Source organism: Bradyrhizobium sp. McL0616 (assembly GCF_049993385.1).
Taxonomy (GTDB): Bacteria; Pseudomonadota; Alphaproteobacteria; order Rhizobiales; family Xanthobacteraceae; genus Bradyrhizobium.
In genome coordinates, this window is sequence record NZ_CP188255.1 from 2,784,008 (window position 1) to 2,798,515 (window position 14,508).

General features: G+C 62.1%; 18 protein-coding genes and 3 pseudogenes. 8 read left to right on the forward strand and 13 right to left on the reverse strand.

Annotated elements, in window-relative coordinates; all coding sequences use genetic code 11:
* Positions 1-3 precede the first annotated feature (3 nt).
* From ACPPVR_RS13155 to ACPPVR_RS13165, 3 genes are all read right to left on the reverse strand, one after another.
* Complete coding sequence (locus tag ACPPVR_RS13155; protein ID WP_426614636.1) at positions 4-1,323, reverse strand: dicarboxylate/amino acid:cation symporter; 1,320 nt, start codon at positions 1,321-1,323, stop codon at positions 4-6.
* Positions 1,324-1,408: 85 nt separating this feature from the next.
* Positions 1,409-2,422: a formamidase gene (locus tag ACPPVR_RS13160; protein ID WP_426616095.1), complete on the reverse strand. Its 1,014-nt coding sequence runs from the start codon at positions 2,420-2,422 to the stop codon at positions 1,409-1,411.
* A 133-nt stretch (positions 2,423-2,555) separates the two neighbouring features.
* Positions 2,556-2,777: a hypothetical protein gene (locus tag ACPPVR_RS13165; protein WP_426614637.1), complete on the reverse strand. Its 222-nt coding sequence runs from the start codon at positions 2,775-2,777 to the stop codon at positions 2,556-2,558.
* 352 nt (positions 2,778-3,129) lie between these two features.
* On the opposite strand from ACPPVR_RS13165, the gene ACPPVR_RS13170 reads away from it, so the two are divergent.
* On the forward strand, positions 3,130-3,312 hold the full coding sequence (locus ACPPVR_RS13170; RefSeq protein WP_426614638.1) for a hypothetical protein: 183 nt from the start codon (positions 3,130-3,132) through the stop codon (positions 3,310-3,312).
* A gap of 18 nt (positions 3,313-3,330) precedes the next feature.
* Here ACPPVR_RS13170 and ACPPVR_RS13175 read toward each other — a convergent pair whose 3' ends face one another.
* The 3 genes from ACPPVR_RS13175 to ACPPVR_RS13185 form a co-directional block, all read right to left on the reverse strand.
* Positions 3,331-4,707: a vWA domain-containing protein gene (locus ACPPVR_RS13175; protein WP_426614639.1), complete on the reverse strand. Its 1,377-nt coding sequence runs from the start codon at positions 4,705-4,707 to the stop codon at positions 3,331-3,333.
* Positions 4,708-4,712: 5 nt separating this feature from the next.
* Positions 4,713-5,660, reverse strand: a complete 948-nt coding sequence (locus ACPPVR_RS13180; protein WP_426614640.1) for an AAA family ATPase — start codon at positions 5,658-5,660, stop codon at positions 4,713-4,715.
* A gap of 147 nt (positions 5,661-5,807) precedes the next feature.
* Positions 5,808-6,008 (reverse strand): hypothetical protein, encoded by a 201-nt coding sequence (locus ACPPVR_RS13185; RefSeq protein ID WP_426614641.1) that lies wholly within the window; start codon positions 6,006-6,008, stop codon positions 5,808-5,810.
* A 224-nt stretch (positions 6,009-6,232) separates the two neighbouring features.
* Here ACPPVR_RS13185 and ACPPVR_RS13190 point away from each other — a divergent pair, with 224 nt between their 5' ends.
* Positions 6,233-7,207 (forward strand): quinone oxidoreductase family protein, encoded by a 975-nt coding sequence (locus ACPPVR_RS13190; protein WP_426614642.1) that lies wholly within the window; start codon positions 6,233-6,235, stop codon positions 7,205-7,207.
* A 37-nt stretch (positions 7,208-7,244) separates the two neighbouring features.
* Here the strand turns inward: ACPPVR_RS13190 and ACPPVR_RS13195 are convergent, their stop codons facing one another.
* Together ACPPVR_RS13195 and ACPPVR_RS13200 are read right to left on the reverse strand one after the other, a co-directional pair.
* Entirely contained in the window at positions 7,245-7,520 is a 276-nt protein-coding gene (locus tag ACPPVR_RS13195; RefSeq protein WP_426614643.1) for a hypothetical protein, read from the reverse strand.
* A 106-nt stretch (positions 7,521-7,626) separates the two neighbouring features.
* A complete protein-coding gene (locus tag ACPPVR_RS13200) occupies positions 7,627-8,235 on the reverse strand; it encodes a S24 family peptidase (RefSeq protein WP_426614644.1) in 609 nt (202 codons plus the stop codon).
* Between the two features lie 166 nt (positions 8,236-8,401).
* On the opposite strand from ACPPVR_RS13200, the gene ACPPVR_RS13205 reads away from it, so the two are divergent.
* Positions 8,402-8,932 (forward strand): GcrA family cell cycle regulator, encoded by a 531-nt coding sequence (locus ACPPVR_RS13205; protein WP_426614645.1) that lies wholly within the window; start codon positions 8,402-8,404, stop codon positions 8,930-8,932.
* Positions 8,933-8,984: 52 nt separating this feature from the next.
* On the forward strand, positions 8,985-9,560 hold the full coding sequence (locus tag ACPPVR_RS13210) for a hypothetical protein (protein ID WP_426614646.1): 576 nt from the start codon (positions 8,985-8,987) through the stop codon (positions 9,558-9,560).
* Between the two features lie 45 nt (positions 9,561-9,605).
* Here the strand turns inward: ACPPVR_RS13210 and ACPPVR_RS13215 are convergent.
* Positions 9,606-9,960, reverse strand: a pseudogene (locus ACPPVR_RS13215) (hypothetical protein).
* Between the two features lie 196 nt (positions 9,961-10,156).
* Between ACPPVR_RS13215 and ACPPVR_RS13220 the strand changes: the two are divergent.
* The 3 genes from ACPPVR_RS13220 to ACPPVR_RS13230 all read left to right on the forward strand — a co-directional run bounded on the left by ACPPVR_RS13220 (position 10,157) and on the right by ACPPVR_RS13230 (position 11,668).
* Entirely contained in the window at positions 10,157-10,621 is a 465-nt protein-coding gene (locus ACPPVR_RS13220; protein ID WP_426614647.1) for a hypothetical protein, read from the forward strand.
* A 388-nt stretch (positions 10,622-11,009) separates the two neighbouring features.
* Entirely contained in the window at positions 11,010-11,195 is a 186-nt protein-coding gene (locus ACPPVR_RS13225) for a hypothetical protein (RefSeq protein WP_426614648.1), read from the forward strand.
* A gap of 131 nt (positions 11,196-11,326) precedes the next feature.
* Positions 11,327-11,668 (forward strand): phasin, encoded by a 342-nt coding sequence (locus tag ACPPVR_RS13230; RefSeq protein WP_212328811.1) that lies wholly within the window; start codon positions 11,327-11,329, stop codon positions 11,666-11,668.
* A gap of 202 nt (positions 11,669-11,870) precedes the next feature.
* On the opposite strand, the gene ACPPVR_RS13235 is transcribed toward ACPPVR_RS13230, so the two are convergent.
* The 3 genes and pseudogenes from ACPPVR_RS13235 to ACPPVR_RS13245 form a co-directional block, all read right to left on the reverse strand.
* On the reverse strand, positions 11,871-12,047 hold the full coding sequence (locus ACPPVR_RS13235; protein WP_426614649.1) for a hypothetical protein: 177 nt from the start codon (positions 12,045-12,047) through the stop codon (positions 11,871-11,873).
* 77 nt (positions 12,048-12,124) lie between these two features.
* Positions 12,125-12,955: an alpha/beta fold hydrolase gene (locus ACPPVR_RS13240; RefSeq protein WP_426614650.1), complete on the reverse strand. Its 831-nt coding sequence runs from the start codon at positions 12,953-12,955 to the stop codon at positions 12,125-12,127.
* 149 nt (positions 12,956-13,104) lie between these two features.
* Positions 13,105-13,374: pseudogene (locus ACPPVR_RS13245) on the reverse strand (ShlB/FhaC/HecB family hemolysin secretion/activation protein); the annotation flags it as partial.
* On the opposite strand from ACPPVR_RS13245, the pseudogene ACPPVR_RS13250 reads away from it, so the two are divergent.
* A pseudogene (locus ACPPVR_RS13250) lies at positions 13,374-14,162 on the forward strand (putative bifunctional diguanylate cyclase/phosphodiesterase); the annotation flags it as partial. The pseudogenes ACPPVR_RS13245 and ACPPVR_RS13250 overlap by 1 nt on opposite strands.
* 17 nt (positions 14,163-14,179) lie before the next feature.
* Here ACPPVR_RS13250 and ACPPVR_RS13255 read toward each other — a convergent pair.
* Positions 14,180-14,440, reverse strand: a complete 261-nt coding sequence (locus tag ACPPVR_RS13255; protein WP_426614651.1) for a hypothetical protein — start codon at positions 14,438-14,440, stop codon at positions 14,180-14,182.
* Positions 14,441-14,508: the final 68 nt, after the last annotated feature.

Genomic DNA, 14,508 nt, shown 5'->3' on the forward strand with positions numbered 1-14,508 from the left:
CGCCTAGCCCGCGGTCACGTCCACCAGCTCGCCACCGTCGAGCATCTTGGCCGCCTTGGCGCGATCGAGGTCGCCTTCCCAGGCAGCGACCACCACTGTCGCAACGCAGTTGCCGATGAGATTGCCCATGGCGCGGGCCATGCCGATGAACCAGTCGACCGACAGCACCAGCACGAGGCCGATTGCGGGAATGCTCGGCACGGCGTTCAGCGTCGCCGCCAGGATCACGATCGCTGATCCCGGCACGCCATGTGCGCCCTTCGACGTGATCAGGGAGACGCCGAGCACCAGCAGGAGATCGCCGAACGACAGCGGCGTGTTGGTCGCCTGCGCGATGAACACGACGGCGAGCGTCAGATAGATCGAGAAGGCGTCGAGGTTGAAAGAATAGCCGGTCGGGATGACGAGGCCGACAACGGAATCCTTCACGCCCATCCGCTCGAGCTTCTTCATGATCTGCGGCAGCACCGCGTCGGAGGACGCGGTTGCCAGCACGATGGTCAGCTCCTCGCGCAGGTATGCGAGGAATTTGAGGATGTTGATTCCGACGAGCGCCATCACGCCACCGAGCACGCCGAGCACGAAGATGCCGACCGAGACGTAGAACAGCATCACCAGCGAGACGAGCTGCTTCAGCGAGCCGATGCCGTACTTGCCTACGGTATAGGCGACCGCGCCGAGCACGCCGAGCGGAGCGACGCGCACAATCAGGCCCATGACGCGGAACAGAACGGTCGATGCCGCGTCGATGATCGAGGTGACGAGCTTGCCTTTCTCGCCGCCAACCAGCGCCAGGCCGACGCCGAACAGCACGGCGAAGAACAGCACCTGGAGCACGTCATTTCGCGACAGCGCATCGAACGAGGTGCTCGGAATGACGTTGAGCAGGAAGGAGCCAATGCCAGCGCCTTGCAGCTTGTGGGCATTGTCGGCGTAGGTGTTGAGTGCCTTGGCATCGAGCGTTGAGGGATCGATGTTCATGCCGTGGCCGGGGCCGAAGATGTAAGCGAGGATGAGACCGACCACGAGCGCGACGGTGGTCATCACCTCGAAATAAAGCAGCGCCTTGACGCCGACCCGGCCGACCTTCTTGAGGTCACCGGCGCCGGCAATACCGTGGACGACGACGCAGAACACGATCGGCGCCACGATCATCGAGATCAGCTTCAGGAAGGCGTCGCTGAGGATCTTGAGGCTGATGGCAAAGTCCGGCGTGGCCACGCCGAGGATGATGCCCAGGATCAGCGCGGCCAGGACCTGGACGAACAGCGAAGTATAGAGCGGCTTGCGCTCGGCGGCCGGGGCCGCGGCAATGGTCGACATGATGACTTCCCCGTTTCAACGACGTCTTGGCCGTCAAAAGGAGCAACAAATGTGCCAGAATGTCGCGATCTTTGCCGAAAATGACCTATTCGGCTGCCTTTGCCGTTCTGCCGAACATCCGTGCCGGCGCCGGGAAACCGCAGGACGTTCCGTCGGTGACCTGGACCTGGTCTTCCCACGGCAGGCGGAAGGTGCCTGCGACCATGTCCTGCATGAAGGTGTAGGGGCAGTCCATCGCGCCGCCCTTCACCGCGACATAGCCCCGGTGCCAGAGCTGGTAGATGTTGTTCTCGACGCCCCAATTGATGCGGGCCTCGCGGACCAGATCGGGCCGCACTTCGGCGGTGATGATCTCGTCGGTCCGGCCATTGGTGCCGTGCGCCAGCACCGAGCCGTCGAAATTGACGATCATGCCTTCGCCCATGGAATCGAACGAGCCGTCGGAGCCGCACATGCAGACATTCGCGGTGACCATCAGGTTCTGGAACGAATTGGCCTGGTTGGTGAAGCGCCAGGACTCGCGGATCGGCGCGGTGTAGCCGGCGGTACGGATCATGATCTCCGCGCCCTTGTAGGCGCATTCCCGCGCCATCTCCGGGAACATGCCGTCATGGCAGATGATCAGCGCGATCTTCGCGCCGTTCGGGCCCTCGATCACGGGAATGCCGATGTCGCCCGGCTCCCACGGCTCGACCGGAATCCAGGGATGGAGCTTGCGGTAGTAGAGCTTGATCTCGCCGTGGTCGTCGATGATTAGACCGGAATTGTAGGGATTGCCGTGCGGGTTGAACTCCATGATGGAGAAGCAGCCCCAGATCCTGTTGTCGATGCAGGCTTTCTTGAACGCCGCGACCTCCGGTCCGTCGAGACGGCACATGATCTCGGGATTGGTGTCCATTGAGAGGCCGTGCAGCGCGTACTCTGGGAATACCACCAGATCCATGGTGGAGAGGTTGCGGCGGGCCTTGCCGACCATCGAGACAATGCGCTCGGTCTGCCTTGCCAGATCCGCTTTGGTCACGACATTCGGCAGTTGCAACTGCACGAGCCCGATGACCACGCCATTGGGCGATTTGTTAAGCCCGCCGAGACCATTCATCATCAGCTCCCTTCGGCTTCGTTGCCGTGCTCGCGCCGCGTCACCGCGCGCGAGATCTGTCGCGGGAAGCAAATCCGATTTTGGCCGAGAGCAAAAGATTATTTTTCAGGCGATGGCGCAGTCTCGCAGCTTATCATGCTGCGACGTCGAGCAGCCGGCACGATCCGCGCACCAGCACCGTGCGTCCCGTAGGTGTCATCGCAGGCACGCCGTCGTTGACCATGACGAGACCAAGTTTCACGAGACCGTCGAGGAGATAGGCCTTCGAGAGGCGACCGTTCGACATCGGATTGCGAAGCGCACGCAGCGCCTCCCATTGGTCCGGTGAAAGATCGAAGTCGACGTCGTTGCTCATGTTGCCTCAACTGATGGTGCAGTTCGTGCGCCCGTGTTAGCGGCGCTACATGAAGACCATGCGACGACAATGAGTCCGGAATCCGATGAGCTGTTTAGAACATCTCTTCACAAATTGCCGCACGTCGTTGCGTCACAGAAGTTAAGATCGCTCACGCACGAATATCGTCCCGATCGCGGATCACTAATTGATGATTTGCTCTTGATCGTGCGACGCCGACTACCGCAACGCACGGGAAGCACCTCTGTCCCATTCTGCGTCGCAATATGCACAGAAATCTGGAGGCGAAGAGTTTCAGACTCTGTTAGGCTGATTCCCGGCGAATAGCTTCACACAACAGGAGTGTGAGTGCATGAATAGGCTGGTCGAAATTCGCAGTCAGGAATTCCTCTGCCGAGAGCGCGCCGCGCTGGATTCCGAGCGGCGGGTGTTCTGGCTTGCGCAGGCCCAGGAATGGGAACAGCGCGCGCTCGACGAAATCGCTTATTACTTTCGCGAGTGCAATCTCCCGCGGGCCGAACTGAACGCCGCCTGACGCGATTGCGATCACTTCTTACTGATAGGTCGCCACGATATCGGACACTGCGCGCTCCAGCTGCTGCGCGGTCGCGCATTGGCGCACCAGGCTGCAAAATGTCGCGTAACGCGGCATCTCGGAATCGCCAAAGCCCCAGGCGAGCCTTCCTTCGGGATTGAGCCAGACCAGCCGCTTCGAGCGTTCGGAGACGCGGCGCAGGATGTCGGCACGCGGGTCGAGATTGTTGCTGCGAGCGTCGCCGAGCACGATCACCGTGGTCTGCGGCGTCAGTGTGCTCATGAAATCTTTCTCGAAATCGACCAGCGAAGAGCCGTAGTCGGACGAGCCGAAGCCGACCTTGGACATGATCTCGGCCATCGCCTCTTCCGGCGACTTCTTTTCCAGGATGTCGCTGACTTCGATCAGGTGCGACGAGAATGCGAAGGAGTGGACGTCGTCGACCACCTCATGCAGCGAGTGGATCAGGAGCAGGAAGAAGTCGGACACCTGCGCGACCGAGCCCGAGACGTCGCAAATCGCAACGATCCTGGGCCGGTCACGGTGCTTGCGCTTCCACGCCGTGAGGAAGGGCACGCCGCCCCAGGCGGCGTTGCGGCGCAGCGTGCGGCGGACGTCGAGATGGCCGCGGCGCTGGCGCTTGCGCGGTTTCGAATAGCGCTCGCGCAGCCGCCGCGCGATCTGGCGGATCAGCGCGCGCATCTCCGCGACCTGGCGCCGCTCGATGCGGGCGAGCGGCGCGTTGCGCAAAATCTCGTTGTGGAGGTTTTCGGCCTCTTCGCGGGCATAGAGCACAAGCCCCTGCGAGACAGTGTCGCGAACCGCTTCGCGCAAGGCGTCGAGCGCGGCGCGCAGGCGCTCGGCCAGTGCGGGATTGGTCGCGGTCAGCTCCTCGAGATCATCGCGCAGGCGCTGGAGGCCCATGGCGTCGAGGATTCGGCTCGAGAAGATGCCGCGCTGGGTGGAGTAACGGATGTCGGACAGGGATGCCGCGCCGGCCGCGCTTGCGATCGCGGCCGCGACGGCGTTGCGATCCTGTGACAGCAGCATCTGCGCGAGTGGGCCTACTTCCTCTTGCGGCGAACCGCCGCCCGCATCGCTGGCCGCGCCGGATGAAGGAGATTGATCGGCGCCCTCTGAAGTGTCGTCGCTGTCGGCCTCAGGCTGTTCCTGCCGCGGTTCCGGCTGGCTAAAGAACAGATCAAAACAGTCACCGAGTGCGAGTTTCTCGTCCTGCGACTTGGCGAGCGTCAGAAGGAGGGTATCGCGCAGGATGGCGCGGTCGGACACGCCGACCTCCGCGACCGCGCGCATCGCATCGATGCTTTCAGCTGGCGAAACATGGACGCCGGCGCCTCGCGCCGCCCGAAAGAAACGATGGATATTCTCGCGCATCGGCGTCAACCGAAGACGTTGGATCGCGCTGACTTGGCAATGAAGGTCGTGATCTGGGGCGACGCGGCCTCGATGTCGGCTTCGTATTTCAGGAGCACGTTGAGCGTGTCCTTGACGAGCTCGGTGTCGAGCTCGGAGGCCTGCAACAGCACCAGCACGCGCGCCCAGTCGATGGTCTCGCTGACCGAGGGCAGCTTCTTCAGATCGAGCGAGCGGATCTCGTGGATGAAGCCGACCATCTGCCGGCGCAGCGTCTGCGAGATGTTCGGCACGCGGCTCTCGACGATGCGTTCCTCAAGCCGCTGCTCGGGGAATCCGATATGCAGATGCAGGCAGCGGCGCTTCAGGGCATCGCCCAGGTCGCGCTCGCTGTTGGACGTCAGAATGACCGTCGGCGGCGTGATCGCGGAAATAGTGCCGAGCTCAGGGATCGTGACCTGGAAGTCGGAAAGGATCTCCAGCAACAGCGATTCAAATTCCGCATCCGATTTGTCGATCTCGTCGATCAGCAGCACGCAGCCCCCGGGCTGTTCCAGCGCCTGAAGCAGTGGCCGCGGCTCGACGAACTCCTTGGAGAAGAACACGTCGCCAAAATCGTGGAGCTGATTGAGTGCATCGTGCAGCGTCTGTGCGCCGCCCAAGACTTCGCCGAGCTTGTCCTTGAGGATCTGCGTATAGAGCAACTGCTTGGCGTATTTCCACTCGTAGAGCGCCTTGGCCTCGTCGAGGCCTTCGTAGCATTGCAGGCGGATCATCTTCTTGCCGCTCCAGGCGGCAATCGCCTTGGCAAGCTCGGTCTTGCCGACGCCCGCGGGGCCCTCGACCAGGATCGGCTTCTCGATCTGTTGCGACAAATAGACGGCAGTCGCGATCTGCCGGCTCGCGATGTAGCCCTGCGCGGCGAGGCCGCTCTCCACTGCCTCGATCGCGGTCGAGGGCTTCTGTTCAGCCACGAAAGGGCGCTCCCAAAGGTCTTGATTGAGGCCTGTTCTGCCTGCGTTCCCGGCAAAGAACAAGCCTCGTTTGGGACGGGCCTGACCCGCGCTGACGGCCGCTTTTTCCGTTCAGCGCAAATACTTAAGCGATGGCCGATCGCGCAGTTAATGCCGCAGCAGTTCGCCCTTGCGGATGGTCTGTCTGACCTCCGCGCCGCAATCGGCGCATTCGTAGATGAAGTCGATCTTGGCAAGGCTCCAGTGCGGTTCGACCTCGCGCACATACATCGGCAGGAACCCCATGCAGGTGGGGCAGATTACAGGCGCGATTTCGATATCCTGATGATGCTGTACATAAGCTGGCATCTCGGCTCTCCTTCGCAGGCGACCACCAAACCCCGCGCAAACGCTACTGCCGGTTGCCGCAAGGCCGTCATCAACTCTTTCGAACGGAGACGGAACGGCGAGGGTTTGTCGTTCGCTGTGACATTCTTGTTACGTCTCTGTACTGTAACGGGCGGACTAAATGCCTATTTCACAGCCCGATCCGGTTCTCGGACCTTCACTGCAACGATAAGGGAGCAACGCCCATGACGCATGCCATCCGTTTCCACAAGACCGGCGGTCCGGAAGTCCTGGTTTGGGAGGAGGTCAGTGTCGGCAAGCCGGGACCTGGCGAGGCGCGTATCCGCCACACTGCCGTCGGTCTCAACTTCGTCGATATCTATAACCGCTCGGGTGTGTATCCCGCGCAATTGCCGAGCGGCCTCGGCGCCGAGGCGGCCGGTGTGGTTGAGGAGGTCGGGGCTGGTGTCACCGATTTGAAGCCGGGCGATCGTGTCGCCTATGGTTCTTCGCCGCTTGGCGCCTATTCAGAGGCGCGGCTGATCCCGGCCGACCGGCTGTTGAAGCTGCCTGACGGTGTCGACGACAAGACCGCGGCAGCGATGATGCTCAAGGGCCTCACGACGCAATATCTGATCCGGCAGACCTATCGCGTGAAGGCCGGCGACACGATCCTGCTCCATGCCGCCGCCGGCGGCGTCGGGCTGATCCTGAGCCAGTGGGCCAAGCACCTTGGTGCGACTGTGATCGGCACGGTGAGCAGCGACGAGAAGGCCAAACTCGCAAAGGCACATGGTTGCGATCACGTCATCATCTACAGCCGCGAGGATTTCGTGAAGCGCGTGGATGAGATCACGGGCGGCAAGAAGGTGCCGGTGGTCTATGATTCCGTCGGCAAGGACACGTTCCTGAAGTCGCTCGACTGCCTCGCGCCGCTCGGTGTTGCAGCGTTGTTCGGTGCGTCGTCCGGTGCGGTCGAGCCGCTCAATCTCGGCCTGCTGGCGCAGAAGGGCTCGCTCTACGTCACCCGTCCCACCCTGTTCACCTACGCCGCCAAGCGAGAGAGCCTGGTTGCAATGGCGAACGAGCTGTTCGATGTCGTCAAATCCGGCGCGGTCAAGATCGAGGTACACCAGACATATGCGCTGAAGGATGCGGCAAAGGCGCACGCCGATCTTGCCGCGCGCAAGACGACGGGGTCGACCGTGCTCATGGTGTGATCTCCGACCGGACGGTGGCGCAGGCGGCAGGCCTGCGTCACGTCCGCTCGTGCTTGCGCAGGTCGCGGGCGTGATCGAGGCGGGTCGCCTGGAGATCGACATCTTCCGGCGGGAGTTCGGGGAGGGCGGCCTCGGTCAGGATGGCCTCGGTCACGTCCTCGACCGAATTCTCCACGACCTCGTGGATGAACGAGATGTTCTGGTATTCCCCCGAGGTAATACGGGAGACGACCTCGCGCCTTGTGATCTCGGGGTCGACGATTGCCTCGCGGCCGCGTCGCCCGTAATCGATCATCACGACGAAATACTGCATGAAACGGTCCTGCCGCGCCCCGTGCGGGCAGCGCGGCAGATTATTTCCGAAAAACGGAATTAAGTCAAGTTTGATTTCCAAAAATCGGAAATCGGCGCCGATGCGCCTACCGACCCTTCTTGCGGGGACGCGCTGACTTGGCGCGCATCCGCTCAAGCTGGCCCTTGGGCATCGAAAGGCAGATCTCCCCCACCCAGTCGAGCTTGACGCCGACGATCGGCTTGGCGTTGAAGCTGTTGAGATTGACGACGGAGGGGGATTTGCCCCGCTCGATGGTCTTCAAATAACGCTCGCCGGTCTTGAGCCGGACCACGGCTTCCTCGCCGTAGAAGCTCGACAGCGGATGGCGCTGGTCCTTGTAGACCACGATCACGTCGCCGCTTTCGTATTTGGGCAGCATCGAATCGCCGACGATCTCGAAGGCGACGGTCTCTTCCATGATCGGGAAGGGCAGCGCGATGTCGCCGAGCCCCTCCGGAGGAACTTGTTCGAAATCCGGCTCAATTACGGCGCCGGCCCCCACCCGCCCCATGATCGGCGCGAGGTTCAGCTCAAGATATTCCATGATCGGAATAATTTCCGAGGCCTTGACCAGGCGTTCGCCCCCGAGGATTTCCGAAACCGCGCCCGGGCGCACGCCCATCGCCGCGGCCAACCCGCCCTTGCTCTTGCCAGTCTTCTCCAGGCCCCGCTCGATCATTGCAGCGTCCAACATGGTGATTCCCTCGCTCACTCGTCGATCTGCCTCTTGTAATCCGAAATTCGGAATTGATGCAATTATGAATATCAGAATTCGCGCTTGACTTTGGTTTCGGAATACCGGAATGTGAGTCTCGCCTCCGGATCGTGCGATAGGCGGAGGCGTATCACAGGACAGCAGCATGGAACCGGGCCATTGGTCGTCGGAGCACTCCGACGCGCTTCGCCACTATTTTCTCAAAGGGATGTCTTATGCGGAGATCGGGAGAGAGATTAACGCAAGGTTTGGAACGGCTTACACGCGCAACGCAGTGGTTGGCCGCGCCAAGCGGCTCGGCCTTGCCGCGCCGACGCGGTTGACCAGTCCGTCGATCGTGCCGTCCTTGCCCGGCGAGTCCGGTCTGCTCTCGACGCGCCATCCAGCGTTGCCGATCCTGAACCTGCCGCCGCAATCGGCGCTGAAGCCGGCCAAACCGGTCAAATTGCGCTGCATCGGTGTCAGGCCGCGCCTGATTGCGCTGGTCGAGTTGGAGCGAGGTGACTGCCGCTATCCCTATGGCGGTGACAAGGATGGTGAGGAGATCAGCTTCTGCGGTCACCCGCGCCAGCCGGGCTCGAGCTATTGCGCGCCGCATGCGTGCGTGACCCGCGGTTCAGGAACCGCCGGTCGGGCCGCCGGTCCCGTCGCACTGAGACTTGTCGCCGCCGCCTGACGGGGCGCAGCCCGATCTCTCTTTCAACGTCAGTTTCGCAAGGAGTCTCCGAGTGGCACGTGTCAGACGCAACATGTCCTACAAATTGGCCAAGCCCCACGATCGGCGATCGCGGGACCTGCCGTTCAATGCCGCGGTGGCGGAGGTCGAGGTCGACAATCCCCTGGCGCTCGATCCGGACGATAAGATCGTGGCCATGCGGTCGATCCGCAATGATCCGCTCGGTCGGCTGCATTCGCATCACCAGATCGACGAGGCGCAATACTGCGGCGGCCGCGCCTACCAGAACGACTGGGAGCGGGCGGAGAGGGGCCCTCAGGCGGTGGATCCGACCCGCGAATATGTCGATGGGGCACGCTCTCGCGAGCCCGTTACGGAGAGCCAGCGCCAGGCTGTACTGCGGCTGAATCGGGTCGAGCGCGAACTCGGCACTGATGGCGCAGCGCTAGTGCATGACGTACTGGTCCTCGGCCTGACCATGGATCAGATCGGGCAGCGCCGTGCCGTCCGTACCCAGCGCTGGAACGACTATTTCGCGCGGCGATTTCGCGAATGCCTCGACCGGCTGGCGCTGGTCTACGGCTTTGCGACCAAGGCATTGGCGCAGCGCTCAGCGCCGCGCCAATGACGTGAGTACGCCGGCGGCTTTCGTCGCCGGCGTATCGTCCGTCGCTTACTGATGCGGCACGATCTGATAGGGCGTGGTATAGGGCTCGACGCGGAGCGAGGCGTTGGCCAAAAGCCCGATCTTGGCGGTGGGCGCCTGCTGCAACTCACCGTTCGGTCCGCGATGCACGTTGTACTGCCAGACGGTGAGATCGCCCTTCTGCGCCAGCGCGTGCGCGACCGCGCTTGCATCATTGCCGCCGAGCATCTGGCTCTTCGGGCGACAATCCGATGATGATTTCGTCCTTGACGGTGACGATCTTGAATAGGTTCATTTTGGTCTCCTGCGCCCATGCGCCCTGTGTCGAGAGTGTGAGAAGCGCAATCGCGGCGCCTTTGATGAGATCGCGGCGAGAAAGCATGCTGTCGTCCTTTGGTGCTGACGTGCGCCACGAATCGCGATGTCCATCAGCCATGGCGCCCGTGATCTGCGTGGCCGTTACGCACCCGCTTGGTCGCGCGGTCTTGAACAGCGGTTCATAGGCGAGCAATATTGGGAATGATGAACCCTGATGCGGAGCGGCGAGTCCAAGCCGAGAGATCAAGGGGATTCTTCAGATGAAATTCACCAGCGCTGTTTGTCTCTTCGTATCACTCGGTATGGCCGGCCCGGCCGTTGCCGCCGATCCCTTCTATGTCGGTAGCTGGACATTCACGACGGCCGTCGTGGCGCCATGGGCCGATCCGCCGCGTAAGCCTGACGATTCCGAGCGGGCGCGGCTGATAGGCAAGACTGTGGTCCTCAAGGCGCGGGAGATCTCCGGTCCCCGTCCATTTGCCTGCGCCAAGCCGCAATACAAGGTGACGGAATACGGTCCCGACTTGCTGTTCCAAGGCGCATTCGATGAGATGCGGCGCGCCGACAAGAAAGCAGATCCCAAGGCGCTTGCCGCTTCGCTCGGCTTCACCGGTGCCCGGATCAGGACGCTGGAGACCGGCTGTGAGATCGGCGTCCATTTCGTGGACGATGCAACCGCCGAAGTCGGACTCAACGATTACGTGTATGCGCTGAAGAAGCGCTAGTCCGTATTTGCCGATTTCCGATCACACTGGAAACAAGGCGAAATGCTGTGCCGATTGACAGCGATCAGTGCTGCATGCGTGAGTGATGCTGCTTCTTGACGCATGTGGGTGACGGCGGCGCATATTCCTGTTATCCGGAATTGCCGTGGCGCGCTGCCGATGAAGCATCGCTAAGTCCTACGGTTTGGCTTGCCCGAAGGGTTGTTCCTTGTCATAATTGCAACTTCTCGGGTCGGGCCTAGTCCGTACAGATATGCAGTTCAGCGTGCCAACCCGCTGGGATGCTCCGGCCGAGAGTTCGTCGTCGCCATCGTGTTCGGTGACGGCGTCCGGTTCGATCGGGACCCCGACGTCCGGCCATGAGGCCGACCCCTGTCATAGGTGCGAGATGAAAAACCTCAATTTCGCGGCTGAATTGCATCTCAAGCTCGGCGCGCCCGCGAACAGTACCGTCGAAAGTCTTCGCCTGCTGCGCGCCTTTCTCAAGCTCGCGCCCCGGCAGCGCTTTGAGGTCATCAAGCTCGTCGAAGACCTTGTCACCGACGAAAGCCTCTCCGAACACCCGCTTTCTTGAGCGGACCGCGCACCCGCATTACACTTTGTCCATCTTTCCGGTCAAGCGGACCGCCGGTGCCCCTGGCTTGGGCGCTAGATGGCGGTGCGACAAATGTGATAATCAGGGGAAAAAGCAGGAGGAGTGCGACCATGATCGAACCGAAGCTCGAAGTTCCGGCCGAACTGCGCGACCTGGCGGAGAAGACGATCGACCAGGCAGAGAAGGCCTTCGGCATGTTTTTCGATGCCGCCACCAAGTCCATGTCGTCGGTCCCGGGGGCCGGCGCGGATGTGTCCAAGCAGGCGCTCGCGTTTACCGAGCAGAACATGAAGGCGGCGTTCGAACATGCGCGGAAGCTCGTTCACGCAACCGACGTTCAGGAAGCAATGCGGATTCAGTCCGAATTCCTGCGCAGCCAGTTCACCAACGCCGGGGATCACATGCGCCAGATGACCGGCAACTTCATGCAGCCCGGCAAGGGCAAGTCCTGATTATACAAGGCGCCGTCGTCTGCTCACAAATTGATCTTGTGCGGCAGCGGGATGCGCATTTCAATTCTGGTGCAGGTCCATGATGGGCCACCGGGTGAACATCATCCGCCGTCCATCATCCTTTCTGCTGATCCCTGTCGGTCCATCCGGCAGGGATTTGCATTTGCGGACTTGTTGGTGGACTCGGCGCAAAGTTCGATGCTCAGCCGCAGCACGATCCCGGAAATTGCGAGAGGTCGATGCGGGCGATGATCGACCGCAGCAGCCTACGGGTCGCACGATAGAGATGCTGTACGAACCCAGGCGTCGCCGCCGCGGGCAGGCCAAGCCTTCCCGTGTCGAGACTTTCCGTATCAAGGCCTTCGGGTTGATGCGACACGTGCCTCTCCGACGCTGTACAGCCCTTATATTGTGGCCGGCCTGGCGCTGCCTTGATCTGGCGCAAGGCGTTCCCGGCTAGTAGTCGCCGGGGTTCATGATCATCGGGCTGGTCGTGTCGGCCGGCGCGAGCGCGCTGCTGGCGCTGTCGCGCAGGAAGCGATCGAGCGTCGCCTGGATCTTCTCCTTGACCGAGTCCGGTCCGCGATCGCTCATCTCGGTGTGCTGCGCACCGGTACGGATGATGTCGATGCCGCGCGCCTTGGCTTCTTCCGGCGTCGGCAGCACGCCGGGGTCGGTCACGAAATTCGCGTCCTTGGAACGGAACGACAGGATCTTCATGCGGTCGTTGAGCACGAACGGCACCCTGAGATTGTCGAGCGTGATCACCTTCGACACCAACTCGGGATGCTGATGGGCGACATACATGGAAACGTCGCCGCCGTTGGAATGACCGACCAGCGTGATGTGATCGTAATCGGCGTTCTCCTGCCGCCCCATCAGCTCGCGCAGTACGAAAAGGATGTTTGCCTCGCAACGGATATAGACTTCGCGCCGGCCGACATAGGGCTGGCCGACCCGGGTCATCAGGGGCGGATCGCTCGGCAGGTCCTGCTGAATGCTGGCAACGAGATAGCCGCGTGCTGCCAGCACGTTGGCGAGGAAGGAATATTCCGTGGCCTTGACCGTATTGCCATTGCTGATGACGGCGAGGGGAAGCTTCCAGAGGCCGAGATTGGCCTTGGTCTCGTAGTCGCGCCGCACGGCGATCTCGACTGAGACCGGCCGCTGGCGCGTGGCGTCGAACAAGGTCAGCAATTCGTGACGGATCGCGAATTTGCTGACGACGACGTACTGGCCGACGCCGAGGGCGCAAAGAAAAGCCAGAATTGCAAACACCTTTTTCATGGTTCCGTCTCAATCACTTTTGACTGAAGATGGTCATTGAGAACTCCCGGATCGAGCAATCGTGAGCACGTTACGGGATTAAATTTAGGCAAGTCTGTGGGCGAGGTCCCAAAAAGGGCTACATGTGGGCGTCCACGGAGGCTGCACGGCTAGAGGCAGCTCGCCTTGCCGCGTTCCGGGCAGAGCCGGAAGGCGCTCGAGAATGTGAACAGGAAGCGCGGGCTGCGGCGCTCATTGTCCGGCGCCCGGTAGCCCGGCGGCACGGCGACGCCGAAATCGGCCTGGACATCATCCCACAGAAAGAACCGCACGCCGGCACCCACTGACGTCAGCGACAGGCCGTCGCTCAGGCGATAGCCGTCGTTCCAGACTGCGCCGCCGTCCCCGAAGGCGTAGAGCCGGTAGCCGCTCCAGTAGCGACCGGCTGACAATGGAGAGCGAGCTTGCGCTCGCCGCGGACCGCGGCGAGTTCGAACTGTTCTACCAGCCCCAGGTTCGCCTGGTCGACGGCGGCCTGGTCGGAGCTGAAGCACTCATCCGCTGGCGGCATCCTGCGCGTGGCTACGTCTCGCCCGGGGAGTTCATGCCAGTGGTCAACACCTCGGCGCCGTCCGAGCGGATCGCGAACTGGGTGATGCAAACTGCCTGCCGGCAGGCGCGCGCGTGGGAATTGTCCGGCAGCAGCGTGCGTGTCGCGATCAACCTGTCGCCATCGCAGCTCCACTCCGGCGATCTCGCCCATTCGGTTGCGATGCTGCTCGCCGCGACTGGGCTCACGCCGTCACTGCTCGAGCTGGAGGTTACCGAGGATATCCTGCTGCACGATGAAGGTCGCGTGCTCGACATGTTCAAGCGCAATCAGGAGCTCGGCGTCCGCGTCCTGTTCGACGACTTTGGCACAGGCTATGCGAGCCTGAGCTATTTGAAGAAGTTTCCGCTCGATGGGCTCAAGATAGATCGCTCGTTCGTGCTCGACTTGCTCGCGGATTCCCACGACGCTGCGATCGTCGGCTCGACCATCGGCCTCAGCAAGCAGCTCGGTCTTTCGGTCGTGGCTGAAGGCATCGAGAACCGCGCCACCGCCGACTTCCTGATTAGCATGGGATGCGAAGAGGGGCAGGGCTATTTCTTCGGCCGCCCGATGCCGGTGGACGCGTTCGAGAAACGGTTTTTAGCGGCTGAGCGCGAAGCTGTCAGCGCAGCTTGAGCAGGCTGATCCGCAATCTAACGCCGGCGCGCTACTGCCACGCCAAACAGGAAGGCGACGAACAGGCTGGCAAGCGGCGCCTCGCGCGTGATCGCGGCGACGGTCGAAAGCGGTCGTCCGGGCTTTCGCGCTTCGTCGAACGCGTAGGTGAGGCGATCAACCGCCGCGCGCAAGCCCCCCGCGACCTCACCAATCGTGTTGGAGACGTCTGTTGCGGCATCAATGGCGCGCACCGCGATGCCGGGTTGCGGAGTGGGCTGCGGAATTTCCGTGCTCAAGTTCGTGAACTCCGCTCGAGATAAGGTGAATGAGGCCGGCACCTTTGGCTATCCGCGCGAGCGCTAGT